This is a genomic window from Nocardiopsis sp. MT53, assembly GCF_019598965.1.
Lineage (GTDB): Bacteria > Actinomycetota > Actinomycetes > Streptosporangiales > Streptosporangiaceae > Nocardiopsis > Nocardiopsis changdeensis.
In genome coordinates this window covers 6,235,073-6,258,783 of sequence record NZ_CP080599.1, presented here as the reverse complement: position 1 = coordinate 6,258,783, position 23,711 = coordinate 6,235,073, and the positions used below count along the sequence as shown (strand labels likewise).

The 23,711-nt window shown below is 71.9% G+C and carries 17 protein-coding genes and 1 pseudogene; 11 read left to right on the top strand and 7 right to left on the bottom strand.

Going from position 1 to position 23,711, the window contains the following annotated elements:
* Nucleotides 1-7: 7 nt before the first annotated feature.
* Nucleotides 8-1,018, bottom strand: coding sequence for a tripartite tricarboxylate transporter substrate binding protein (locus K1J57_RS28140; RefSeq protein ID WP_220561732.1), 1,011 nt, complete (start codon nt 1,016-1,018; stop codon nt 8-10).
* Between the two features lie 34 nt (nt 1,019-1,052).
* The gene (locus tag K1J57_RS28135; RefSeq protein ID WP_220561731.1) at nt 1,053-1,439 is read right to left on the bottom strand and encodes a universal stress protein; all 387 of its coding nucleotides are present in this window, start codon (nt 1,437-1,439) and stop codon (nt 1,053-1,055) included.
* Between the two features lie 423 nt (nt 1,440-1,862).
* Between K1J57_RS28135 and K1J57_RS28130 the strand changes: the two genes are divergently transcribed.
* The 3 genes from K1J57_RS28130 to K1J57_RS28120 all read left to right on the top strand — a co-directional run bounded on the left by K1J57_RS28130 (nt 1,863) and on the right by K1J57_RS28120 (nt 6,939).
* Complete coding sequence (locus K1J57_RS28130; RefSeq protein WP_220561730.1) at nt 1,863-2,291, top strand: hypothetical protein; 429 nt, start codon at nt 1,863-1,865, stop codon at nt 2,289-2,291.
* Nucleotides 2,292-2,632: 341 nt separating this feature from the next.
* Nucleotides 2,633-3,427: an SAM-dependent methyltransferase gene (locus K1J57_RS28125; protein WP_220561729.1), complete on the top strand. Its 795-nt coding sequence runs from the start codon at nt 2,633-2,635 to the stop codon at nt 3,425-3,427.
* Nucleotides 3,428-3,894: 467 nt separating this feature from the next.
* Nucleotides 3,895-6,939: a serine/threonine-protein kinase gene (locus K1J57_RS28120; RefSeq protein WP_220561728.1), complete on the top strand. Its 3,045-nt coding sequence runs from the start codon at nt 3,895-3,897 to the stop codon at nt 6,937-6,939.
* A 31-nt stretch (nt 6,940-6,970) separates the two neighbouring features.
* Here the strand turns inward: K1J57_RS28120 and K1J57_RS28115 are convergent, their stop codons facing one another.
* Complete coding sequence (locus K1J57_RS28115; protein ID WP_220561727.1) at nt 6,971-7,624, bottom strand: TetR/AcrR family transcriptional regulator; 654 nt, start codon at nt 7,622-7,624, stop codon at nt 6,971-6,973.
* 605 nt (nt 7,625-8,229) lie between these two features.
* On the opposite strand from K1J57_RS28115, the gene K1J57_RS28110 reads away from it, so the two are divergent.
* Both K1J57_RS28110 and K1J57_RS28105 read left to right on the top strand, forming a co-directional pair.
* A complete protein-coding gene (locus tag K1J57_RS28110) occupies nt 8,230-10,023 on the top strand; it encodes an NAD(P)/FAD-dependent oxidoreductase (protein ID WP_220561726.1) in 1,794 nt (597 codons plus the stop codon).
* Nucleotides 10,024-10,147: 124 nt separating this feature from the next.
* On the top strand, nt 10,148-11,203 hold the full coding sequence (locus tag K1J57_RS28105; protein WP_220561725.1) for an SMP-30/gluconolactonase/LRE family protein: 1,056 nt from the start codon (nt 10,148-10,150) through the stop codon (nt 11,201-11,203).
* Nucleotides 11,204-11,457: 254 nt separating this feature from the next.
* Here the strand turns inward: K1J57_RS28105 and K1J57_RS28100 are convergent, their stop codons facing one another.
* Complete coding sequence (locus K1J57_RS28100) at nt 11,458-12,366, bottom strand: LysR family transcriptional regulator (protein WP_220561724.1); 909 nt, start codon at nt 12,364-12,366, stop codon at nt 11,458-11,460.
* 276 nt (nt 12,367-12,642) lie between these two features.
* Here K1J57_RS28100 and K1J57_RS28095 point away from each other — a divergent pair, with 276 nt between their 5' ends.
* From K1J57_RS28095 to K1J57_RS28075, 5 genes are all read left to right on the top strand, one after another.
* Complete coding sequence (locus K1J57_RS28095) at nt 12,643-13,959, top strand: MFS transporter (RefSeq protein ID WP_220561723.1); 1,317 nt, start codon at nt 12,643-12,645, stop codon at nt 13,957-13,959.
* Between the two features lie 139 nt (nt 13,960-14,098).
* Nucleotides 14,099-15,454 carry an NAD(P)/FAD-dependent oxidoreductase gene (locus K1J57_RS28090; protein ID WP_220561722.1) on the top strand — a complete coding sequence of 452 codons (1,356 nt, stop codon included), beginning with the start codon at nt 14,099-14,101 and terminating at the stop codon, nt 15,452-15,454.
* A gap of 7 nt (nt 15,455-15,461) precedes the next feature.
* Entirely contained in the window at nt 15,462-15,884 is a 423-nt protein-coding gene (locus tag K1J57_RS28085; protein ID WP_220561721.1) for a RidA family protein, read from the top strand.
* Nucleotides 15,881-16,549 (top strand): DUF1028 domain-containing protein, encoded by a 669-nt coding sequence (locus tag K1J57_RS28080; protein WP_220561720.1) that lies wholly within the window; start codon nt 15,881-15,883, stop codon nt 16,547-16,549. The genes K1J57_RS28085 and K1J57_RS28080 overlap by 4 nt, the downstream gene beginning before the upstream one ends.
* Nucleotides 16,539-18,011 (top strand): M20 family metallopeptidase, encoded by a 1,473-nt coding sequence (locus tag K1J57_RS28075; RefSeq protein ID WP_255646647.1) that lies wholly within the window; start codon nt 16,539-16,541, stop codon nt 18,009-18,011. Before K1J57_RS28080 ends, K1J57_RS28075 begins: the two co-directional genes overlap by 11 nt.
* A gap of 88 nt (nt 18,012-18,099) precedes the next feature.
* On the opposite strand, the pseudogene K1J57_RS28070 reads toward K1J57_RS28075, so the two are convergent.
* Nucleotides 18,100-18,799 (bottom strand): annotated as a pseudogene (locus tag K1J57_RS28070) (IS5/IS1182 family transposase).
* Between the two features lie 191 nt (nt 18,800-18,990).
* Between K1J57_RS28070 and K1J57_RS28065 the strand changes: the two are divergent.
* A complete protein-coding gene (locus tag K1J57_RS28065) occupies nt 18,991-19,536 on the top strand; it encodes a hypothetical protein (protein WP_220561719.1) in 546 nt (181 codons plus the stop codon).
* 981 nt (nt 19,537-20,517) lie between these two features.
* On the opposite strand, the gene K1J57_RS28060 is transcribed toward K1J57_RS28065, so the two are convergent.
* Together K1J57_RS28060 and K1J57_RS28055 are read right to left on the bottom strand one after the other, a co-directional pair.
* Nucleotides 20,518-22,185 carry a DASS family sodium-coupled anion symporter gene (locus tag K1J57_RS28060; protein ID WP_220561718.1) on the bottom strand — a complete coding sequence of 556 codons (1,668 nt, stop codon included), beginning with the start codon at nt 22,183-22,185 and terminating at the stop codon, nt 20,518-20,520.
* A gap of 271 nt (nt 22,186-22,456) precedes the next feature.
* Nucleotides 22,457-23,623: an enolase C-terminal domain-like protein gene (locus tag K1J57_RS28055; protein ID WP_220561717.1), complete on the bottom strand. Its 1,167-nt coding sequence runs from the start codon at nt 23,621-23,623 to the stop codon at nt 22,457-22,459.
* Nucleotides 23,624-23,711 lie beyond the last annotated feature (88 nt).

The window sequence follows — 23,711 nt, the reverse complement described above, 5'->3', positions numbered from 1 at the left end:
TCCCGGGTCAGGCCTCGTCGATGAGGCCGAGGTCGATCATGAGTGCGCGGGTCCGGGTCTCCTCCTCGGCGATGAAGCCGGTGAACTCCTCCGGCCCGGCCCAGTTGGGTTCCCAGCGGTTGCGGTCGATCGCCTCCTGCCAGGACCCGGCCCGGTACATCTCCTCGGTGATCGCCAGCAGCTCGGCCTGCTCCTCGTCGGAGATCCCGGGGGCGGCGACGATGCCGCGCCAGTTGACCAGGTCCACGGAGGGGTAGCCGAGTTCCGCCGTGGTCGGTACGTCCACGCCCTCCAGGCGTTCGGGGGCGACCACGGCCAGGGCGCGCAGCCGGCCCCCCTCGATGAGGTCGCGGAAGTCGTTGAATCCGCTGACCCCGATCCGCACGGTGCCGTTGGCGTCGGAGAGCAGGGACAGGGTGAGCTCGCCGCCTCCGGCGTGCGGTGTGTAGTGCAGGTCCGCCGGATCGAGCCCGGCCGCCTCGGCCAGCTGTCCGGCGACCAGGTGGTCGGGGGAGCCCGCCGACCCTCCGCCGACGGGGATGGTCGGGTCCTCCCGCCAGTCGTCGAGGAACTCCTCCAGGGTCTCCCACGGGGAGTCCGCGGGCACCGCGATGACCTCGAAGTCGTCGGTCAGCCGGGCGATCGGGGTCACGTCGCTCAGCCGTGCCGAGGACCCGCCCATCTCCACGCCGCCGACCATCGCCGCGCCGGTGATCATCACGGTGGCGGGGTCGGCTTCCAGCTGCCGCAACTGGCCCAGCCCGATCGTGCCCCCCGCGCCGGGGACGTTCACCACCTGGACGCTGTTGACGATCGACTCGGTCCTGGTCGCCTGCTGGAACTCGCGGGCGGCCAGGTCCCAGCCGCCCCCGGCCGCCGCCGGGGCGATCACGGTCAGGGCCGAGCGGGCCAGCGAGCCCTCGTCCTGCCCCATCGCGTCCTGGACCGCGAAGAAGCCGGTCACCAGTACCAGGACCGCGCCCGCGGCGGGTGCGATGAGCCCCTTGTCGCCGATCATGAAGAACCCTCTCTCGTCGTTCCTGTCACGCGGGTCAGGCCTTCACCGACAGGACCGGGCACTTCGCCTCCAGGATCAGGCGCTGCGCCGTGCTGCCCACGAGCAGTTTTCCGATCGCCGACCGGTGGCGGACCCCGATGACCAGGAGTTCGGCGTCCGCCTTTTCGGTCAGGTTCAGCAGCGCCGCCGCCGCATCGGAGTCGGCCAGGTGCACCGCTCGCGCCTGTACGCCCTCCTGTCGGGCGCGCTCGACGAGGCTCTGGAGCGTGGAACCCCCCACCGCGCGGGTGTCGGCCGGGGCGTCGTGCGAGGCGGCGTTGGCGATCACCAGATCCCACCCCTGAAGAGAGGCCTGCCGCACCGCCGCCCCGAACGCCGCCTCGGCGGAATCCACCGGGGCGTGGGCCAGTACAACCGTCATCTGTTCCTCCTCGTGCACTGCCGTGACCGGCATCACAGTATGTAGTGTATAGGCTGTATCATTCTTCGCATCCCGTCAACTCCTGGGAAACGGTGGGGAAACGGGCGGCGGAGGGCGCGGTGGCGTTCAAGCGGTGCGGGCCACGGTGCGGGCGGCGACGAACACTGCGGGCCGGGTGCCGGAGGCCGGAAACGGATGTCGGTCTTCCGTCCGGATCGTGGTCCTGGGCCTTCGCTCAGAGGCGAACACCGTGCTTGAGGCTGACGGTGCAGGTCACAGGGGTTTTGGGTGGGCTGACGGCGGGGCCGAAAGGTGGTGCCCTGGTGGGCTCCCCGGGGCGGGCCGGGAGGGGGTGTCCAATCTCGGCGGTGGGGTGGCTTCTTTCCCGGGTGGAAGGTTTTTCTGCTGGAGGGAGGGGGCGGTATGGGGAAGCCGGAACGGGCGCGGCGGTGTCGACACGGGGTGCGGCTGCGGGCGGTCGGCGAGCGAGGGGAGGCCGGGGCCGGGCGGTGGAGCGGACCGTGTCGGCAGGCCGGAGCGGACACGGTGCCGGACGCCGGGATGGTGGAGCGGCGGGAGCTGGTGGAGGGGCTGCGGGCGCTGGCGCGGTTCCTGGAGGCGGATCCGCGGCTGCCGGTCGGGCAGGCGGCGCGGGTGGAGCTGTCGTACTTCCCCGAGGGGTGCGACGGGCGCCAGGAGGACGAGGTGCTCCGCCTGGCGCAACGGATGGGGACGCCTGCCGGATGGGAGGGGGCGCTGTTCGTGGCCGAGAAGCGGTTCGGACAGGTGGCCTACCGGGTGGTGTCGATCCCTCGGGCGGTGGGGGAGAGGGAGCGTCCGACCGGGTGGTGAGGGAACAGGGGAAGGCGTGCCCCGGGCCGTGTACGGTCCGGGGCGTTCCTGCGCGACTGGATCGCGGGGGCGAGGCCCGAGGGGGTTCCGTCCGCGATCGCCGGGGTCATCGACCGGAACGCCCGGGCCGCCCTCGTGCTCGACGGGTTCCACCGCAGGCTGCTCACGGTGAGCAAGCGGACGCCCTATCCGGCCGCCGACATCGAGCGGGCCGGGCCGGGTCCCCGTCCGGCGGGGTAGGGCCGGGCGCGCGCCCGGGAGCCGCAGCGGCCGCCGGAGGGAACGCCTTGAAATCCCCTAGGCTGGGCGGCGCCCCCGCCCCCTTTGCGAAACACGGTGCCATGAACACCCCGCCCCCCATCGACACCTCACAGGCCCACTCCGCCAGGATCTGGAACTACTGGCTGGGCGGCAAGGACAACTACCCGGCCGACCGCGAGGCCGGGGACCGGATCGTCGCGGTCCTGCCCGAGATCGTCGACATCGCCGTCGCCACCCGGGCCGTCCTGGTCCGCATGGTCACCCACCTGGTCCGGGAGGCGGGCATCGACCAGTTCCTGGACATCGGGACCGGGCTCCCCACCGCGAACAACACCCACGAGGTCGCCCAGCGGGAGGACCCGGCCGCCCGGGTCGTCTACGTCGACAACGACCCCCTGGTCCTGACCCACGCGCGCGCCCTGCTCACCGGCACCCCCGAGGGGGCCACCGACTACATCCACGCCGACCTGCGCGATCCGGACACCATCCTGGACCGGGCGGCCCGCACCCTGGACCTCAAGCGCCCGGTCGCGATCACCCTGTTCGGGGTGCTGCCGTTCGTGGGGGACGACGCCGAGGCGAAGCGGATCATCGACCACCTGATGGGGGAGCTGCCCGCGGGCAGCCACCTGGCGATCGTGCACAGCACCAGCGCGGTGACCGGCGAGGCGATGGAGGAGGCGGTGCGCCGGTGGAACGAGGCGGGCTCGGCCGTCTACCACCTGCGCACCCCGGAGCGGATCCGCGCCCTGTTCGACGGACTGGAGCCGGTGGAGCCCGGGGTGGTCTCGTGCCCGCTGTGGCGGCCCGACCCCGTCGAGGTGGGCCGGGCCCGGGAGATGGACGAGTTCTGCGGGATGGCCCGCAAGGGGTGACCCGGGGCCGGGCGCACCGGGCCCCGTGTCGGCGTTCCGAATCCCCGGATTCCGGGAACCGGAGGCGCCCCGGGGACGACGTACAGGGCGGGCACGGCGAATGTGCACCCCACGGGTCCCGCGGTCCCGTGGTGGGGACGGGGGAGGAGCGGAACGCGGGTCCCGCTCCGGTCCCCGGTCCCGTCGCCGTCCCGTCGGTCGGGCGGCCCACCGGTCGTTCCCGGTCGTGTCGCTGCGGTCGCTCCGGTCACCGCGCGGCGCCACCGGGGAGGGACTCCCGGTCCGGTGCGGTTCCCCGGCAGGGGGTGTTCGGGCGGCGCGGCCTCCGAGCACCCCCTTCTTCCGTGTCCGGCCTCCCGGGACGGATACCTGTGGCCGGAGCGGGACGGAGCTCCCGGACGGCAGGGTGTTTTGGCATCATCGACGCTGACGACCGGACGAACACCCCCTCACCCGGAAGCGGTGCCATGCCCGACCCCCTGTACGACGGCGATCCCGCCCGGATCGGCCCCTACACGCTGCGGGCGCGCCTGGGCGGCGGCGGGATGGGCCGGGTGTTCCTGGGGACCTCGCCCGGCGGGTACCCGGTGGCGGTCAAGGTGGTCCGCCCCGAGCTGGCCGAGGACGCCGGCTTCCGGCGTCGGTTCGCCGCCGAGGTGGCCGCCGCCCGCAAGGTCGGCGGACTCTACACCGCCTCCGTCGTGGACGCCGCCACCGACGCCGACCCGCCGTGGATGGCCACCGCCTACATCCCCGGCCCCTCCCTGGACCGGGCCGTGCACGAGCGGGGGCCGCTACCGCCGGAGGCGGTCGCCGCGCTGGGCGCGGGCCTGGCCGAGGGCCTGGCGGCGGTGCACGCCCAGGGGGTGGTGCACCGCGATCTCAAGCCCGGCAACGTCCTGTTGGCCGAGGACGGGCCGCGGCTGATCGACTTCGGGATCGCCCGCGCCCTGGACTCCACCTCCCACACCCACTCCTCCGCCGTGCTGGGGACCGCGGCGTTCATGTCCCCCGAGCAGGCCCGCGCCCGGGAGGTCGGCCCGGCCTCGGACGTGTTCTCCCTGGGGTGCGTGCTCGCCTTCGCGGCCACCGGCGCCAGCCCGTTCGGGGACGGCCCGGTGCACGCGGTCGTCTTCCGCATCGTGTACGAGGAACCGGACCTGTCCGCCCTGCCCGGGCCTTTGGCCGCCCTGCCCGGGCCTTTGGCCGCTCTGGTCGCCGACTGTCTGGCCAAGGACCCCGCCGCCCGCCCCGGCTTGGATCGCGTACTGTCCGCCCTGGCCCCGCGGGCACCGGACGCGGGGCCGCGCGCCGCGGGCGGGTGGCCGGACGGGGACCTGACCGAGGCCATCACCCGGCACCGGACCCGGCTGGTGACCGTGGCCCGGACGAGGGCGGACCCGGACGGGTCCGCGGAGGACGCCCTCCTGTCCCTGATCGCCCTGCCCGAGGACCGGGCGAGGATGTTCGTGCTGCTGGGTTCGGCCCCCGGCCCCGACATCTCCACCGAGGCGGCCGCGGCCCTGGCCGGGTTCCCGGCCGACGAGCCCTCGCGGGCGGAGGAGGCGCTGTGGGACCTGGCCGCGGCGCACCTGCTCACCGAGCGGCCCGGCGGCCGCTGGTCCATGGACCCCGCGTTCGCCGACCGCGCCCGCACCCTCGCACTCCGGCCCGGACCCGACACGGGGGGAGGGGAGGGGGACGCCCGGGAGCGGGCCCTGGACCGGCTCCTGGACTTCTACACCACACGGGCCTATGCCGCGGACGCGCACGTCCGCGCCACGGACGGCGGCGCTCCGAACGAGGTGTTCGCGGACCGCGAGGCGGCGCTGGCGTGGCTGGGCGCCGAGCGGGAGAACATGGCCGCCGCCGTGCGTACCGCCCACGACACCGGACGCGCCTCCACCACCGTCGATCTGTCCGGCGCCCTGGGCGCATACCTGTACGTGCAGGAGCGGTTCGAAGAGGCCGTCACCGTGTACACCCTGGCCCGGGAGGCCGCGCGCCGGGCCGACGACGGCCACGGCGAGGCATGGGCGTGCAACAGCCTCGGCATGACGTTGGGCGAGGTACGCCGGTTCGACGAGGTGGTGGACGCCTGCACCCGCGCACGCGACCTCTACCGACAGTTCGACGACACCTACAACGAGGGCCGGGCGTGCCTCCGGCTCGGCTCGGCGCTGCGCGAGATGCGCCGGTTCGAGGAGGCCGTGGACGCCTGCGCCCGTGCGTGCGACCTCTGCCGACGGTCCGGCGACACCGAGGGGGAGGCCGTCGCGTGGAACAACCTCGGCAAAGCCCTGCGGGGGGTCCTCCGGTTCGATGAGGCGGTGGATGCCCAAACCCGGGCGCGCGACCTCTTCCAGCAGCTCAACGCCACCTTCAACGAGGCCGTGGCCTGGAACGATCTGGGCCTGGCGCTGTACGACGCGCACCGGTTCGACGAGGCGGTCGGCGCCCACACCCGGGCGCGCGACCTCTACCGGTGGATCGGCGATACCGTCGGCGAAGCCGACGGATGGGACTTCCTCGGTTCGGCGCTGCGCATGGTGCGCCGGTTCGGGGAGGCGGTCGAGGCGCACACGCGTGCCCGTGACCTCTGCGAACGGCTCGGCGATACGCGGGGCGAGGCCAGGGCTTGGAACAACCTCGGCAACGTCCTTCAGGACACCTTCGCGGCGGGGGAGGCGGTCGACGCGCACACGCGCGCCCGCGATCTTTACCAGGGGCTCGGTAACACACAGGGCGAGGCTCTGGCGTGGAACAACCTCGGTTCGTCGTTGCGCGAGGCACGCCGGTTCAAGGAGTCGATCGATGCCCATACCCGGGCACGCGACCTCTACCGGCAGGTCGGGGATGAAGCGGGTGAGGCCCTGGCCTGGACGAACCTCGGTTCGTCCTTGGACGAGATGTACCGGTTCAAGGAGGCGATCGACGCTCACACTCAGGCCCGTGAGCTCTCCGAGCGGCTCGGCGACGGCCAGGGGGAGATCCTGGCGTGGAACCGACTCGGCCTCGCACTGCGCGAGGCGCGCCGGTTCGATGAGGCCCTGGACGCTCACACCCGGGCCCGTGAGCTCTCCGAGCGGCTCGGCGACACCAAGCAAGAGGCCGACGCGCGGAACAACCTCGGCAACGTCCTGTTCAGCATGCGACGGTTACCGGAGGCCGCCGACGCCTACACCGGGGCGCGTGACCTCTACCAGCGGCTCGGGCACACCCACGGCGAGGCCCTGGCCTGGAACAACCTCGGCCTGGTGCTGCGCAGATCGGACCGGCTCGACGAGGCGGAGGACGCCTACACCCGCGCACGCGACCTCTCCCGACGGTCGGGCGACATCCACAGCGAAGCCCAGGCCTGGGAGGGCCTCGGTGACACCTGGCGGGCGACCCGGCGCAGGGACGAGGCCCGCCACGCCTACGCGCAGGCGGTCCGGGGCTACCAGGCCACGGGGGACGCCCGGCGGCTCCGCGGGCTCAAACTGTTCCTGTTCCTGCGCGGGCCGCGGTAGGGGCACCGGCCGTGCAGGGAGCGGCCGGTGCTCACGGGCGGGGCAGGGCCACCGGGGCGGTCCACAGGCCGGCGAGGGCGTCGGCCAGTCCGGACGCCGCCCGCTGCCAGGAGTCGTGCGCCGTGTGCGCCCCCTCGGCCAGGGCGCGCTCCCGCTCGGCGATCATGTGGACCATGAGGATGCGGACCATCTCCTGGCGCTCCTCGCGGACCTCCTCGGGCAGGTCGGGCAGGCACCGGAGCAGTTCCCTGCCCGCGCGGGCCAGGGATGCGGAGTCCAGGGCCTCCAGCGCCATGATGTCGCGGTAGGCGGGGTCGGCCATGACCTGGGCGCTGAACCGCCCGAACCAGGAGGGGACGCCCAGGTCCGCCAGGTGCTGGGCGAAGGGCGCCACCATGCAGGCGATCCAGTCCCGGACGTCGTCGGAGCCCTCGGCCCGCAGCACCATGTGGCGGCGGATCTCCTCGATCCGGTCGGTGTGCCTGCGCACGATGGCGCGCACCAGGCCCTCCCGGGAGCCGAAGTGGTAGGTGACCGCCGTGTTGTTCCCCTGCCCGGCCTCCTGGCCGATCTGGCGGTTGGAGACGCCGGAGATCCCGTGCTCGGCGAAGAGCCGCTCCGCCGCCGCCAGGATCGCCTCGCGTGTCGTGACGACACGTTCCGACCTCGTCCGCCTCTCGCTCATGGGGACCACCGTACCGATCCCGTCCGGCAGGCCCGTTCCGGCGCCCGGCGGGGCGGTCCGGGGCCTGGCCCGGGGCGCGGTCGGCCCGGACAGTGACGCTGACCACACCGGAACCGCTCCTGCCCAGCTGACGGCGCCGCCGCGTCCCCGCCTTCCCTCCGCGTCCGACCGAAAGGGGATCCGGTCCGGTACACACTGTTATCTTAAGTCAGGCGACTGACTTAAAAGTCGGTATCGGTGCACGTCAGGAGACGGGGGTCCCCTCATGGGCGGTGTCCGCGCCCGGGCGCCCGCAGGGCCGCCACGCGTACGGCCCGGCCCGGTCGTCCCGGTCCCGGCCTCCGGCGGGGCCGGTGTTCCGCTCATGCGGGCCTTGGGCATCCCGTCCATCCCCCTACTGCCCGAGCCGCCGTTGCCGACACCGCCCGCGCGGTCGCCGCCACCCTGTCCGTCCGCCCCTACCGCCCCCGCTGTTCGTACCGCCGAGGACCGCTGAGCCCGGCCCCGGCGCATCCCCCTCCCGCCCGCCCCGGCCCCGAGCCGGGACGCGACCCCTGGACGCCGCACCCGACCGGCGCCACGGTGAGAGACCGAGAGGAAACCGCATGCCGGCCACGGACCACGCCCCGGAGATCGACCTCGACGCGCTGCGGGCCAGGTACGCCCGCGAGCGGGACCGCCGCCTGCGCCCCGACGGCGCGGTCCAGTACCGCTCCGCCGCCGGAGAGTTCGGCTACTACGCCACCGACCCCTACACCCCGCGGAGGGAGCGCGAGCCCCTGACCGACACCGTGGAGGTGCTGGTCGTCGGCGGCGGGTTCGGCGGCCTCGTCACCGGCGCCCGGCTGCGCCAGGCGGGCGTGGAGTCGATCCGGATGACGGACGAGGCCGGGGACTTCGGCGGTACCTGGTACTGGAACCGCTACCCGGGCATCCACTGCGACATCGAGTCCTACTCCTACATGCCGCTCCTGGAGGAGGTCGGCTACGTACCGGAGTGGCGCTACGCCCCCGGCGAGGAGATCCGCCGCCACGCCGTGGCGATCGCCGAGACCTTCGACCTGTACCGTGACGCGCTGTTCCACACCCGGATCACCTCCCTGGACTGGGACGGCCGGGCGCGGGAGTGGACGGTGGGGACCGACCGCGGGGACCGGATGCGCGCCCGGTTCGTCATCACCTCGTCCGGCACGCTGACCCGGCCCAAGCTGCCGGGCATCCCCGGGATCGAGGACTTCGCGGGCCACACCTTCCACACCAGCCGCTGGGACTACGGCTACACCGGCGGCGACCAGGACGGCGGCCTGGTCGGCCTGGCCGACAAGAGGGTCGCGGTCGTGGGCACCGGGGCCACCGGCGTGCAGGTCATCCCGCACCTCGCCCGCGACGCGGAGCACCTGTACGTGTTCCAGCGCACCCCCTCCACGGTGGACGTCCGCGACAACCGCCCCACCGACCCGGAGTGGGCGGCCTCCCTCAAGCCCGGCTGGCAGCGCGAGCGCATGGAGAACTTCCTCGCCGTCGTCTCCGGCGAGCCCGTGGAGACCGACCTGACCGGGGACGGCTGGACCGCCACCGCCCGGCTCCAGCGCAAGGTGGTCTCCGGAGCGCTGGACACGAGTGTCCCCCCGCAGGAGCGCGAGCGCCTCGACGAACTCGCCGACGCGCGCACGATGGACCGGATCCGGGCCCGTGTGGACGAGGTCGTCGACGACCCGGCCACCGCCGAGCTGCTCAAGCCCTGGTACCGGTACATGTGCAAGCGGCCCTGCTTCAGCGACCACTACCTCCAGACCTTCAACCGGCCCGACGTCACCCTGGTCGACACCGCCGACCACGGCGGCATCACCCGCATGACCCGGGACGCGGTCGTCGTGGGCGACGCCGAGTACCCGGTCGACTGCGTCGTCTTCGCCACCGGGTTCGACGTGGGCGTCTCGGGGGTGCTGTCCGGCGCGCTCCCCGTGCGCGGCCGCGACGGCCGGGAGCTCCTCGCCTCCTGGAGCCGCGGACCCGTGACCCTGCACGGCTTCTACAGCCCGGGCTTCCCCAACCTCTTCCACCTGGGGGCGCTGCAGAACGCCAACTCCGTGAACTTCGCGCACATCCTGCTGGAGCAGGCCGAGCACATCGCCGCCGTCGTCGCCGCGGCCCGCAAGGCCGGGGACGTGGTGGTCGAACCCTCCCCGGAGGCGGCCGAGGCGTGGGGGCGGGAGGTGCGCGAGACCGCCCACGACAACTGCGCGTTCCAGGCCGAGTGCACGCCCGGCTACTACAACCGCGAGGGCGCCGGCGTCCACGGCGGCACCTCCTACAGCCCCGGGCCCGTGGCCTTCCACCGGCTGCTCGGACGGTGGCGCGAGGAGCGCCTCCACGAGGTCCTCAAGCCCGGGGACTGATCCCCGGACGGGCCAGGGGTGCGGGGCCGTGCGCCGGTCCCGTGCCCCCGCGCCCGCATCCCCGCACGAATGGTCCGCACCCGTGCCACCGAACGCACAGAGCAAGAAGAGAAAGAGAGCCCCCATGCAACAGCCCCCCTCCGCCGGGCGGCGCGCGGCGGCCGCCCGAGCGCTCGCGGCGCCCGTCCTGGCGGTCGTGGTGACGGCCTGCTCGGCCCCCGAACCCCCGGACCCGGATCCCGCCCAGGCCCCGGCACCCGGGGCGGCGGCGCAGGTGACGGCCGAGCTCCTCACCAGAGTGACCTCCGTCCACGAGGAGACCGGGATGACCCTGCTGGAGGGGCCCGTCCTCGCCCCCGACGGAGGGCTGCTGGTCGTCGACGTCACCGCCCCCGAGGGAGAGCCGAAGGTGCTGCGGGTGGACACCGGCTCCGGCGAGGTGGAAACCGTCTTCACCGAGGGGGACGGCGCGTACACCTCCGCCCAGTTCAGCCCCTCCGACGGGCGCCTGTACCTGACCGACTTCGCGGGCGGGAGGATCGACAGCCTCACCGCCGACGGGGAGGACCACACGACCTTCTTCTCCGGCGAGGTCGACGGGGCGGTCATGCGGCCGGACGACCTCGCCTTCGACGAGGACGGGAACCTGTACGTCAGCGACTCCACCGGGTTCGACGGGCCGGTCTGGGAGGCCCGGGGCCGGGTGGTCCGGATCGACGGGGAGACGGCGGAGGCGACCGTCCTGGCCCGGGACCTGCCCGCGCCGAACGGCATCTCCTTCACCGAGGACTTCACCGGGCTGTGGGTGAGCCAGTACGCGGCGAACCGTGTCGACCACCTGGCGCTCGACGGTGACGGCACCGCCGTGGAGACGGCCCACACCGCCCTCCACTTCAATGGCGGTACGAGCCGGGTGGACTCCAACGCGATCGACGCCGCCGGGAACCTCTACCAGGCCGTCCACGGCCGGCCGGGCATCCTCGTGTACAGCCCGCTCGGCGAGCACCTGGCGACGGTCGAGGTGCCCGCCGACGACGCCGAGGGCCTGGACTCGGCGACCAACGTCGCCATCGCACCGGGGGAGACCGACGCCTACATGACGGTCAGCGGCCGGGACGGCGGGTTCGTCTACACCTTCGAGGCGCTCGCCGAGGGCATCCGCCAGTCCAACGGCGGCTGATACCCATCGCGGACGCGGGGGCGGGCCGGGGCCCCTTCCGGTGATCGGGAGCCGTTCGCGGGGTGTGCGGGGCGACAGGTCCGCTCCCGCGACGCAGTGCGGGCGGCGGCGACGGAGCCCGGAGCGGCGGGAGCACAGCGCTCCCACCGCCCCGGCAGCCCCGCCGGTGTCGCGCGACAGCGACGGCACCGGGACGGACCCCGCCGCCCCGGGCGCCCCGGAACCCGTTCCGGACCGCGGTTCCGGCCCCGGGGTCAGGCGACGGCCTCGCGGCAGACGTCGATGAAGGCCTGGACCCGGCGCACCGGCTTGCGCCCCGCGAGCCGCATGATCTCGATCCCCAGCCCCTCGGAGCGGATGTCCAGCTCCCGGGTGGCGTACGGCAGGTTCTCGTAGCTGCGCTCCAGCACGGTGCGCTGGGTGAGCAGGGCATTGCCCAGGTCGCGGGCGACCAGGGCGCGCACCATCTCGAAGCTGCCGGTGCGGAAGCGCACGTTGGGGGTGAGCCCGGCCCGGTCGAACAGGCCGAGGAAGTAGTCGCCGCCGGGCGGCAGGTCGAAGAGGATCAGCGGCTCCGTGGCCAGGTCGGCCAGGGTCAGCTCCTCCTTCGCGCTCAGGGCCCCGTCCACCGGCACGAGCGCGTACGGCGGGTCGGACCGCAGCCACTGCGTGGCCACCCCGGTCGGCGGCCGGACGGAGGCCAGCTCGTAGTGGTAGGTGACGGCCAGGTCGATGCGCGAGCCGAGCAGGTCGTCCAGCAGGGCGCCGTGGGCCGCCTCCACGAACGAGAGCCGCACCCGCGGGTACCTGCGCGAGAACTCCGCGATGACCTTGGGCAGCAGGATCGGCGCGATGGTCGCGTAGCAGCCGACCGTGAGGTCCCCCTCCACCTCCTCCCGCTCCCGGTGCGCCGACTCCCGCAGCTGTTCGAGGCTGGCCCGCACGTCGTCCGCCACCGCCAGGGCGTGCCGGCCCGACTCCGTGAGCCGCATCCCCCGGGGCGTGCGGACGAAGAGGGCGACCCCCAGCGCCGCCTCCAGGTCGGTGAGCGCCGTCGACACCGTCGACTGCGAGACGAACAGCTCCCGGGCCGCCGCCGTCACCGACCCCAGCCGCGCGATGGCCCTCAGGTACTCCAGCTGCCGCAGGCTCACGTCGCTCATCAGGGGGTTCCGTTCTCCGGGGTATCGGTTTTTCCGAAGGGGAGCTTCGGATCTATGTGTTTTACAGATCGTACAGACCGCCCCGATAGTGGTGACCCATGACACAGGCGGGTCGGACCCCGCGGCCCCCGGGCGCTCCCGGCGCCCTCGCGGACCTCGACCGCACACCCCCGTGTGCGAGCGGCCTCCTGGTCATCGAAGGAACCTCCCGCGGCGGCGGGGCCGCCACGGCCCCGGGCCCGGGGGAGGACCAGGACCGCACCCCCAGGAGGACGGATGACGAGTGAGCTCTCGGAGCGGGTGGACCGCAAGGACCTGCGGAGGAGCGTGTTCGCCGGAGCGGTGGGCGTCTTCGTCCACTGGTTCGACTGGGCCGTCTACGCGTACCTGGCGACCACCATGGCGCAGGTGTTCTTCCCCGAACAGGACGGCACCACCGCGCTCCTCTCGGTCTTCGCCGTCTTCGCGGTGGCGTTCTTCGTGCGCCCGCTCGGATCGGTGCTCTTCGGCCACCTCGGCGACCGCTTCGGCCGCAAGGCCACCCTGTCGATCGTCATCATCTCGATGGCGGCGGGCACGCTCATGCTCGGACTGCTGCCCGGCTACGACTCCGTCGGCATCCTCGCGCCGATCCTGCTCGTGGTCGCCCGCGTCATCCAGGGGCTGGCCGCCGGCGGCGAGTTCGGCTCGGCCGCGGCCTTCCTCGCCGAGTTCTCCCCGCCCAAGCGCCGCGGGTTCGGCTGCTCCTGGATCGAGTTCGGCTCGGTCGCCGGGTTCCTGTGCGCGTCGTTCGTGGTCTGGGCGCTGCACGCGGCCTTCCCCGCCGAGACCGTCCTGGACTGGGCGTGGCGGATCCCCTTCCTGCTCACGGTGCCCCTGGCCGCGGTCGGCCTCTACATCCGCCTGCGCATCGAGGACACCCCCGAGTACCGCGCCCTGGAGGACATGAACAACGTCCCCAGCCAGCCGGTCGTCGAGGTGTTCCGCTCCAACCGCAGGCAGTTCCTCCAGACGGTCGGCATCGAGACCTTCATGAACTCGACCTTCTACATCGTCCTCGTGTACCTGATCACCTACCAGGAGGAGATCGTCGGCATCCCCGCCGACCGGGCGGCCCTGCTCTCGGCCGCGGCGTCGGTGGTGGCCATGGGGGTCATCCCGCTCTCGGGCATCGTCTCCGACCGCGTGGGCCGCAAGCCCGTGCTCTACACCGCCGCCGCCCTGCTGGTCGTCGCAGCAGTCCCGCTGTTCCTGCTCATGCAGGCGGACGCCTCGTGGGCGGCGTTCGCCGCGACCTTCGGCCTGGCCTTGATCCTGGCGATCATCCTGGGCACGCACGCCTCCGCGGTGGCCGAGCTGTTCCCGACCCGGACCCGGCAGAGCGGCCTGTCGATGGCCTACAGCGTCGCCGGGGCGTTCTTCGCCGGCACGCTCCCGTACCTGATGACCTGGCTGATCTCGTTCACCGGCAGCTCCATGGTCCCCGCCTTCACCATGATCGTCATCGGCGTCATCGGCGCGGTCACGCTGCGCACCATGCCCGAGACCGCGGGCTCCAGCCTGCTGCACGAGAGCGACCGGGCCCCGCGCTGAACCGGCCACGGCCCGGACACCGGCAGGCCCCGCCCCGCGGACCCCCCTCGCGGACGGCCGCCGGACGGTCCGGAGAGAACACGCGGGGCGCGCCCGCCCCGCGACACCACACGCGTTGAACGAACCCCGGAGGTTCCGCATGTCAGTCGAAGAGATCGAGGTCGTCGTCGTGGGAGGGGGGCAGGCCGGGATCGCGATGAGCGAGCACCTCGGCGACCGCGCGGTGCCGCACGTGGTCCTGGAACGGCACCGCGTCGCCGAGCGCTGGCGCTCGGAGCGCTGGGACTCGCTGGTCACCAACGGCCCCGTCTGGCACGACCGCTTCCCCGGCCTCGAATTCCCCGGCCTGGCTCCCGAGGACTTCGCCACCAAGGACCAGGTGGCGGACTACCTGGCCGACTACGCCGAGAAGATCGGCGCGCCGATCCGGTGCGGGGTCGAGGTGACCTCCGTGCGCAGGCGCCCCGGCGGCCGGGGGTTCCGGGTCCGGACCTCGGACGGCGACATCCACGCCCGCTACGTCGTGGCCGCCACCGGCCCGTTCCAGCGGCCGGTCGTCCCCCCGATCCTCCCGGAGGGGGCCGTCCCGCACCAGCTCCACTCCAGCGCCTACCGCAACCCCGCCCAGCTGCCCGAGGGCGCCGTGCTCGTGGTCGGATCCGGCTCCTCGGGGGTGCAGATCGCCGACGAGCTCCGGGCCGCCGGCCGGCGGGTGTACCTCTCCGTCGGCCCGCACGACCGCCCGCCGCGCAGGTACCGCGGACACGACTTCGTCTGGTGGCTCGGCGTCCTCGGCAAGTGGGAGGCGGCGACCCCTCCCCAGGGCGCCGAACACGTCACCATCGCGGTCAGCGGCGCGCACGGCGGCCACACCGTGGACTTCCGCACCCTGGCCGCGCGCGGCATCACCCTGGTCGGCCGGACGGAGTCCTTCGACGCCGGGACCGTCCGCTTCGCCCCCGACCTGCGGGACAACATCGCCCGGGGCGACGCCGACCACCTGGCCCTGCTCGACGAGGCCGACGCCTACATCGAGCGCAACGGCCTCGACCTGCCCGAGGAGCCGCAGGCCCGGGAGCTGGGGGAGTACCCGGAGTCGGTGACCGACCCCGTCCTCGAACTCGACCTCGCCGCCGCCGGGATCACCACCGTCCTGTGGGCCACCGGCTTCACCGCCGACTACTCCTGGCTCCAGGTGGACGCCCTCGACGCCGACGGCAGGCCCCGGCACCAGCGCGGGGTCTCCTCCGAGCCCGGCGTCTACTTCATGGGGCTGCCGTGGCAGTCCCGCCGCGGTTCGAGCTTCATCTGGGGGGCCTGGCACGACGCGAGGTACGTGGCCGACCAGATCTCGATCCAGCGCGGCTACATGCGGCACCACGACGCGCGGCCGGACCCGCGACGGCGGTCGCAGTCGCAGGCGCAACCGCCATCGGGTTCGCACGCGAATCCGAGCCCGCGCCCGTTCCCGTCTCCGTCCCACGCCCAGGGGTGATCACACCATGACCACGCACACGCGCATCCGCAAGTTCAACACCAGGGACACCTACCCCGAGCAGAACCTGGACAACGACCTGTGCCAGGCGGTGGTGGCCGGAGGGGTCGTGTACCTGCGCGGCCAGATCGGCCAGGACCTGGACACCGGGGAGTCCGTCGGCGTCGGCGACGTCCGCGCGCAGACCGACAGGGCCATGGCCAACATCGACCTCCTGCTCAGGGAGGCGGGCAGCGGACTCCAGGACATCGTCAAGGTGACGGTCTACCTCGTCGACCCGCGCTACCGTGAGGAGGTCTACCGCGAGATGGGGCGCTGGCTGAAGGGCGTCCACCCGGTCTCCACCGGTATCGTCGTCCAGGCCCTGGCCCGGCCCGAGTGGCTGGTGGAGATCGACGCGACCGCCGTGATCTCGGGAGGCGGGGCATGACCTTCTCCATCGCGGCCCACCAGGACGGCAGGTTCGGCATCGCCGTGTCCTCGTCCTCCCCGGCCGTCGCCGCGCGCGTCGTCCACCTGCGCGACCGCGTCGGCGCGGTCGCCTCCCAGAACATCACCGACCCGAGGCTGGGGACGGCGCTGCTGGACCGGCTCGCCGCGGGGGAGGGGGCGCGGGAGGCGCTCGACTCCGTGGTCGGCGGCGAACCGAACGCCGCGTACCGGCAGCTCACCGTGGTGGACGCCTCCGGCGCGGCGGCCGCGTTCAGCGGCGGGCACACCCTCGGCGTCCACGGTGAGGCCACCGGGCCGCACTGCGCCGCAGCCGGGAACATGCTCGCCGACCCCGGCGTCCCCGCGGCCATGTGCGCCGCCTTCGGCGAGACCGGGGGAGAGCTGGAGGAGCGCCTGCTCGCCGCCCTCGCCGCGGGCCTGGCCGCCGGCGGAGAGGCGGGGCCGGTGTACTCGGCGGGGCTGTCCACCGTGTCGGCGAACGGTTGGCGGGACACCGACCTGCGCGTGGACTGGCAGGAGGACCCGGTGGGGGCGCTGGGCGGGCTGCTCGGCGTCTGGCTGCCGCAGCGCGACGACTACGTCCGGCGCGGCCTGGACCCGGCCGCCGCACCGGGATACGGGGTGCCCGGCGATGACCGCTGAACCGGGGGCTGTGGATGGGGGCGGGGGTGCCTCCGGTGGGTCCGGTGGCTCCTGGGACCCCGACGGGACCGGCGTTCCCGGCGAGACCGTCGTCCCAGGCGTCTCACGTGTACCGGGCATCGCAGACGGCTCCGGATCCCCCGGCGTTCCCGGCGGGACCGGTGTCCCGGGAGTCTCACGTGTACCGGGCATCGCAGACGGCTCCGGATCCCCCGGCGTCCCCGGCGGGACCGGTATTCCAGGTGCCCTGGATATCTCAGGCGTAGCCGGTGGCTCCGGCACCTCCGATATCCCCGGTGCCGCCGACCGCTCCGGCGCTCTGCCGGACGCGACCGGACACCTCGACCGGCTGATCGCCTACTCCGAGACGCTGCACGCCCACCCCGAGACCGCCTGGGAGGAGCACCGCGCCGCGCGGTGGACGGCGGAGCTGCTGGAGGAGTTCGGCTTCGCCGTCCGGACCTCCTACCTCGGCTTCCCCACGGCGCTGCACGCCTCCTACGGCTCCGGGCGGCGCCGGGTCGGCTTCATCGTCGAGTACGACGCGCTGCCCGGCCTGGGCCACGCCTGCGGACACAACCTGATCGCCGCCATGTCCGCGGGGGCGGCGATCGCGCTGCGGCCGTGGGCCGAGCGGTTCGACCTGCGCGTGGACGTCATCGCCACCCCGGCCGAGGAGGGCGGCGGCGGCAAGATCGAGATGCTCGACGCCGGCGCCTTCCGGGACCTGGACCTGGCGCTGATGGCCCACCCCGCGCCGGTCGACGCCCCGCGGGCCGAGCCCTACGCGGTCGCCCACGACCACGTCCGCTTCACCGGCCGGGCGGCGCACGCCGCCGCCTACCCGCACGAGGGCCGCAACGCCAACGACGCGTTCGTCGTCGCCCAGGTCGCCCTGGGGCTGCTGCGCCAGCAGCTCCCGCCGGGCACCCGCGTCCACGGGATCCAGACGGTGGGAGGCCAGGCGCCCAACGCCATCCCCGAGGTGACCGAGGGGCGCTGGTACACCCGCGCCGAGACCCTGGCCGAACTGGAGCCGCTGCGCGATCGGGTGCGGCGGTGCTTCGAGGCGGGGGCGCTGGCGACGGACACGGCGCTGGAGTTCACCCCGGAGTCGCAGTCCTACTCCGAGTTCCGCACGGACGAGCGCGCCCTGGAGATCTACACGCGCCACGCCCGCGCGCTCGGGCGGCGGCTGGACGCCCCGGCGGAGCAGCAGACGATGAACCGGGCCTCGACCGACATGGGCAACGTGTCCCGGCACGTGCCGGCCATCCACCCCTACATCGGCCTGGGGTGCTTCCCGGTGAGCAACCACCAGCCCGGGTTCGCCGCCGCCTGCGTGGGGGAGGCCGCGAACCGGGTCATCGCGGACGGCGCCACCCTGCTCGCCCGCACGGCCCACGAGTACTTCGGCCCGCCGGCCGACCCCCCGCCCGGCCGCGTTCCCGCCCAGGTCTGAGCCCCGCGAGCGCGCTGTGCCCGCCCCGACCCCGGGGCGGGCACAGCGCGCTCGGCGGTGGATGGGCGGAGCGGGTTGAGAGCTCATCTCATTTGGCGAGTCCGCGGTACCGAATGAGGATGCGGGCGATGCCGGCGAAGGTGAGGGAGTGGTCGGCCGGTGGCGGCATCCGGCCGGTCACTCCATGGTGTGTTCGACCTGCTACCGGTGGCGCCCCAACCGTTTCGAGGAGGACTCCCCACTCGTGTGGGTCGGACGGTGGACGATCCCTGTTGCCTGAGCCAGTGGTGCAGGTGGTCGCAGCCCTTGTGGCCGTGCAGCTCGGCCGTGCGGCGTCGTGGTGGTCCATGGCTGGAACGGAGGGGAGGAATCCCTCCAACCAGGGGTCGTAGGGCCTGGTTGTCATGGGTGCGGCCCCGGAGATGAACACGGACAGGGGCAGGCCGGATCGACCGGTGATCAGGTGGATCTTCGCCCCCTTCTTGCCCCGGTCGACAAGATCAGGACCCGTCAGATCCCCCCTTTGAGGGCACGCATGTTCACCGGTCCGATCGCTCACCGCGACCAGTCCGACTCACCTCGGGAACCGAGCTCGTCCAGGACCAGCCGGTGCAGCTTGGCCCAGCCCCGGGTTACAGGTGTAACCGGCGTGGCCACAAAGATGGTCGTGGCCAGGGCCTTCCGGTCGCCGTGTCTGCGCCGTCCGCCGCCCCGGGGATGGATGGGTGCCTCGGGCACCAACCGCTGGAACGGTTCCCCGGCTCGTCTGGCACAATCCATTCCACCATCGACGCACAACCAGGCCGCCGAGAATCCCAATAAGAGAATTCCTGAGATGTAGGATAAAGGAAGCCTGTCGCCGAGAAGAGGGTTTTCCCCTCTTTGGGAATTCAATGAAAAGTCGACATTGTGGCGCCCTCTTTGGTTGCACTTGGAGTTGCAGTGAGTTTTCCCGTGCGGGTAATCGAATTTGAATGCCTTGCTGGAATGGTGGAGGGAGAGGCTTTTGTTTTCTTTCAGTCCCGGTGTTGAGTCTCTTTTGGGGTCCGGATTTGTGGGTGATCTGCGGCGCAAAGATTTTCCAGAAGATTTTTCCGATGTCGTAGTAGATGGTTGGATCATGGAAGATGGTTCTGCCCTGCTCTCGAAGTTTAAAAGATTCTACTTTGGATCGAGAGCCTCATTCCCTGGTCCAGGTGAGTACGAGTTGGCCGTTAATGGCAGGGGTATCCCAGATGAGGACATGGACACGAACGGTATGGAAGGAGTTGCGGGCCTCCTTGGGAGGGGGACTGCCTTTGCTTGGGAGGTTCTTTATCGGGCCAATCTTCAAATTCCAGATCGCAGGATCGTTTCCAGGGTGAGCGCGGCTCCGATCATGGGAGATCCTGGCATGTTTTCTGGATATGTGACTTTCTTTTCTTTTGATTACATGGAGGATTTGGGCATGAGTTTCCGAAAAAATCACGAAGATTGGCGGATTTATATTTCCTCGGAGGAGTGCTCTTTGCCTTTGTCTGATTAGTTTTCAGATGTAACCGATGATTCCCGGAAGTTGGTGTCATGCTGTGGGCGCTAGTTGTCTAGGTCTCGTGAGTCGTACGCAAGGAGGAGGCGGGTTCGTGCCCCGAGAGTGAGAACGACGAGAATGGCTGTGGATGCACGTGGCCGAGCGTTCCGCAGGCAAGGCTGGATCATTATCGGTGAGTGGTGGTGCGAATCCTGTTCGCTGAGATCGCTCATGTCCAGTAGGCAATGATGCTGCCTATCGGGACATCCGTGGTATTGATGATTTATTTTCCCGGGGATCCACCTGTATGAATGACGCTAGGCGGCTATGGGGTTTGCTGTAGGGCGGGCTGTGATTCCTTGGTGTGGCAGGAGAACGTCAGAAGGGCCGGCGCGAGCATCCTGATCTTGGACGAGCTCATCGTGATGTGTCGCAATACCCGCCACCGCACGCTCGCCGATGCACCTCAAGGCTCGTAGCAGCAGGCTGCGGGCCCGGTCGTTGACGTTCCCGGTGGTTCCGGAGGCCGCCCCTGTTGCGACCAAGTCCTGCGACCTCTGGCCGTGGAGTCCCCGACGGTCCGTTTCCGTCGTGGTCCCGCGGGCACGAGCCGGCCGAACCGCACGGGGCAAGGGGTGCGGTCACGCCCGTCTGCGCGGCCGGACGCGCGAGCGGGGTGTCGCGCCGCCCGGCCCGCCGGGGTGGGGAGTCTTCGCGGCGGCCGGGCGGGCACCGGTGGCGGGCGGAGCGCGCCGTGCCCCGGGCGGCCGGATGCCGCCGGCCGCACCGACGCCACCGGCCGGCCGCTCCCGGCCTTTGCCGGCATCGCCCGCACTCTCTGGTCTGCCAGCGCCCGTCCACCACAGGGGATGAGTCCTGGGGTGTGCGTTCGGGGCCGGGGATGGTCGCGGGGTTCCCGGCGGGTGGCCCGGTGGAGGGCCGCTCCACCGGGTTCGGTCGACAGGGGCCGGTCGGCTTCGCCTCCCGGCGTTGCGGCTAGCGGAACCCGGCGGGGAGGGCCATGAGGTCGATCCCCCACAGCAACGGCAGCATGAACAGCACCCCGGCGACGATGAGGGCGAGGGCGATGACGTTCAGCCAGAACCCGGACCTGACCATCTCCATGATCTTCACCTTGCCGGTGCCGAACATGATCGCGTTCGGAGGGGTGCCCACCGGGAGCATGAACGCGCAGTTCGCGGCCATCGCGCAGGGGACCATCAACGCGTACGGGTGGATGCCCAGGGAGACCGCGAGGGCCGCCATGACCGGGAGGATCATCGTCGCCGTCGCGGCGTTCGAGGTGATCTCCGTCAGGAACAGCACGAGCGCGGTGGCGATGACGATGGTCAGGATCACGTCGACCCCGTCGAGCACGCGCAGCTGTTCGCCGATCCACGCGGAGAGGCCGGTGTCGACGAACCCCGCGGCGATGGCCAGCCCGCCGCCGAACAGCAGGAGGATCCCCCAGGGGATCTTCTTGGAGTCCTCCCACCGGAGGATCCTCTTCTCCCCGGCGCTGCGGGTCGGCAGGGTGAACAGGACCACCGTCGCGACGATCGCGATCACTCCGTCGCTGATCCCGGGAAGGAGGTCCTCCCAGAGGAACGACCGGGTCACCCACATGAACGCCGTTCCGAGGAAGACGGCGAGCACGACCTTCTCCTCGGTGGACATCCGGCCGAGGGACCTCCGCTCCTCCCGGATGATCTCCCTGCCGCCGGGAAGCTGCTTGAACCGGACCCTGAGCTTGACGCCCGTCAGGTAGAACCACGCCAGGGCCAGCAGGAGGACGGCGGTCGGGACCCCGAACACCATCCACCCGCCGAACGAGATGCTCTCGCCGAAGAGCTCCCCGACGGTCGCCGAGAGAACGGCGAGCGGCGGGGTCCCGATCAGCGTTCCGAGGCCGCCGATGGTGGCCGCGTATCCGATGCCGAAGACGATGGACTTCTCGAACCTGGGCAGGTCGTCGGCGAACTCCCCTCCCCGCAGCGAACGGGCGGCCTGGTACACGACCGCCAGTCCGACGGGGATCATCATCATGGTGGCGGCCGTGTTGGAGACCCACATCGACAGGAAGCCCGTCGCGACCATGAAGCCGAGGACGATGCGGCGCGGACTCGTCCCGATCGCCGCGACGATCGAGAGGGCGATGCGCTGGTGGAGGTTCCATTTCTCCATCGCGATCGCGAGCGAGAACCCTCCGAGGAAGAGGAAGATGATGTCGTTGCCGTACGCCGCGACCACGGTATCGCCGTCCAGTGCGCCGGTCAGCGGCAGGAGTACGACCGGGAGCAGGGACGTGACCGGGATGGGGATCGCCTCGGTGATCCACCAGGTCGCGACCCACAGGGTGGTGGCGAGGACCGCCAGCCCCGCCGGTGAGAGCCCCTCGGGTTCGAAGAACAGGAGCGTCACCACGAACAGCAGCGGGCCGAGCACCAGCCCGGTGACGCGGGCGGGCGTGTAGCCGGGGCCGGGGCCGCCGGGCTCCGCGGCCGGCCCGGTGGCCTCGGAGCCCTCGTGTGCGGCGGGTCCGCCGGAGGCCGCCGACTCCGCCCGCGGCGGTTTCCCGCGCTCGGAGAACATCAGGAGCCCTTTGATCTGCCGGTGGGACGCCCACAGGCTCTCCCACAGGGGGTACGGGTACGAGGTCGCCATTGCTGCACCTTCTCTGCTCTTCGGCCCGGCGCGGACCGCGGCGAAGAGACGGGTTCGGGGGGTGAGCGGATCGATCCCGGCCGTGTTCGGGAACAGGGCCGAGGGGACTCCGCGGGGAGGTAGGGGACCGTCGCCGGTCGTGGCACCGGCTCCGTCGGCGGCGCCCGTGGCCCGGGCGGTCGTTCGCGCCGCCTCGGAGACGCGATGTGCGGTATCGGAGACGGCGGCTCCCGTGTGCGCGACCGCCGCGGGAGCCGCCGGTCCCGGGCGGTCAGCCGTGCAGGTCGCGGAGGACCTTGTAGAACTCCGCCTTGCCCTCGAGGCCGATGCCCGGGAGGTCGCCCGGCGCCACACGGCCGCGGGTGACCACCGCGTCGTCGGTGAAGCCGCCCGTGGGCTGGAACTCTCCGGGGTAGGACTCGTTGCCGCCGAGCTTGAGGGCGGCGGCGATGTGCAGTGAGAACTGGTGCCCGCCGTGCGGGATGCACCGGCGTGAGGACCAGCCGTGCAGGGCGAGCATGTCCAGGATCCGGCGGTACTCCGTCAGGCCGTAGCTCAGCGCCGGGTCGACCTGGATGAAGTCGCGGTCCGGGCGCATGCCGCCGTAGCGGACCAGGTTCCGGGCGTCCTGGAGGGAGAACAGGTTCTCTCCGGTCGCGATGGGGTTGCGGTAGTTCTCCGACAGCGTCGCGTTCAGCGCGTAGTCCAGCGGGTCGCCGACCTCCTCGTACCAGAAGAGGCCGTACCGGTCGATGGCCCGGCCGTACTCCAGGGCGGTCCGCAGGTCGAACTTGCCGTTGACGTCCACCATCAGCCGGGACCCGTCGCCGTCCAGGACGTCGATGACCGCCTCGATGCGCCTGAGGTCCTCGGCCAGGTCGGCGCCGCCGATCTTCATCTTGACGATCTCGTACCCGGCGTCGAGGAAGCCCCGCATCTCGTCCCGGAGGTCCTCCAGGGTCTTGCCGGGCGCGTAGTAGCCGCCGGCGGCGTAGACGAAGACGTCCTCGTCCGGGGCGCCGTCGCCGTAGTGGTCGGAGATCCACCGGTACAGCGGCACTCCGGCGGCCTTGGCGGCGAGGTCGTGCAGCGCCATGTCCACCACACCGACGGCGACGGAGCGTTCGCCGTGGCCGCCGGGCTTCTCGTTGCGCATCATGACGTCCCACGCCTTAGCGGGGGAGAGGTCGCCGTTCGCGTCCAGCAGCTCTTCCGCCGCGGCGTTCCGCAGCCGCGGCAGCATCCGCTCGCTCAGGATGGCGGTGGCGTTGTACCGGCCGTTGGAGTTGAAGCCGTAGCCCACCAGGGGCCTGCCGTCGACCACCACGTCGCTGACCAGGGCCAGGATCGTGCAGTCCATCTTGCTGAAGTCGATGTACGCGTTGCGCATCGACGAGCTGATCGGGATGGTTCCCACGTGGGCGGAAACGATTCGCATGGGTCTCTTCCTGCGGAAAGGGGTCTTATAAGTCTCTTATAAGTTATGCGGGACCCTATACTGGCCGGGGTGGGGCCACAAGCCCATG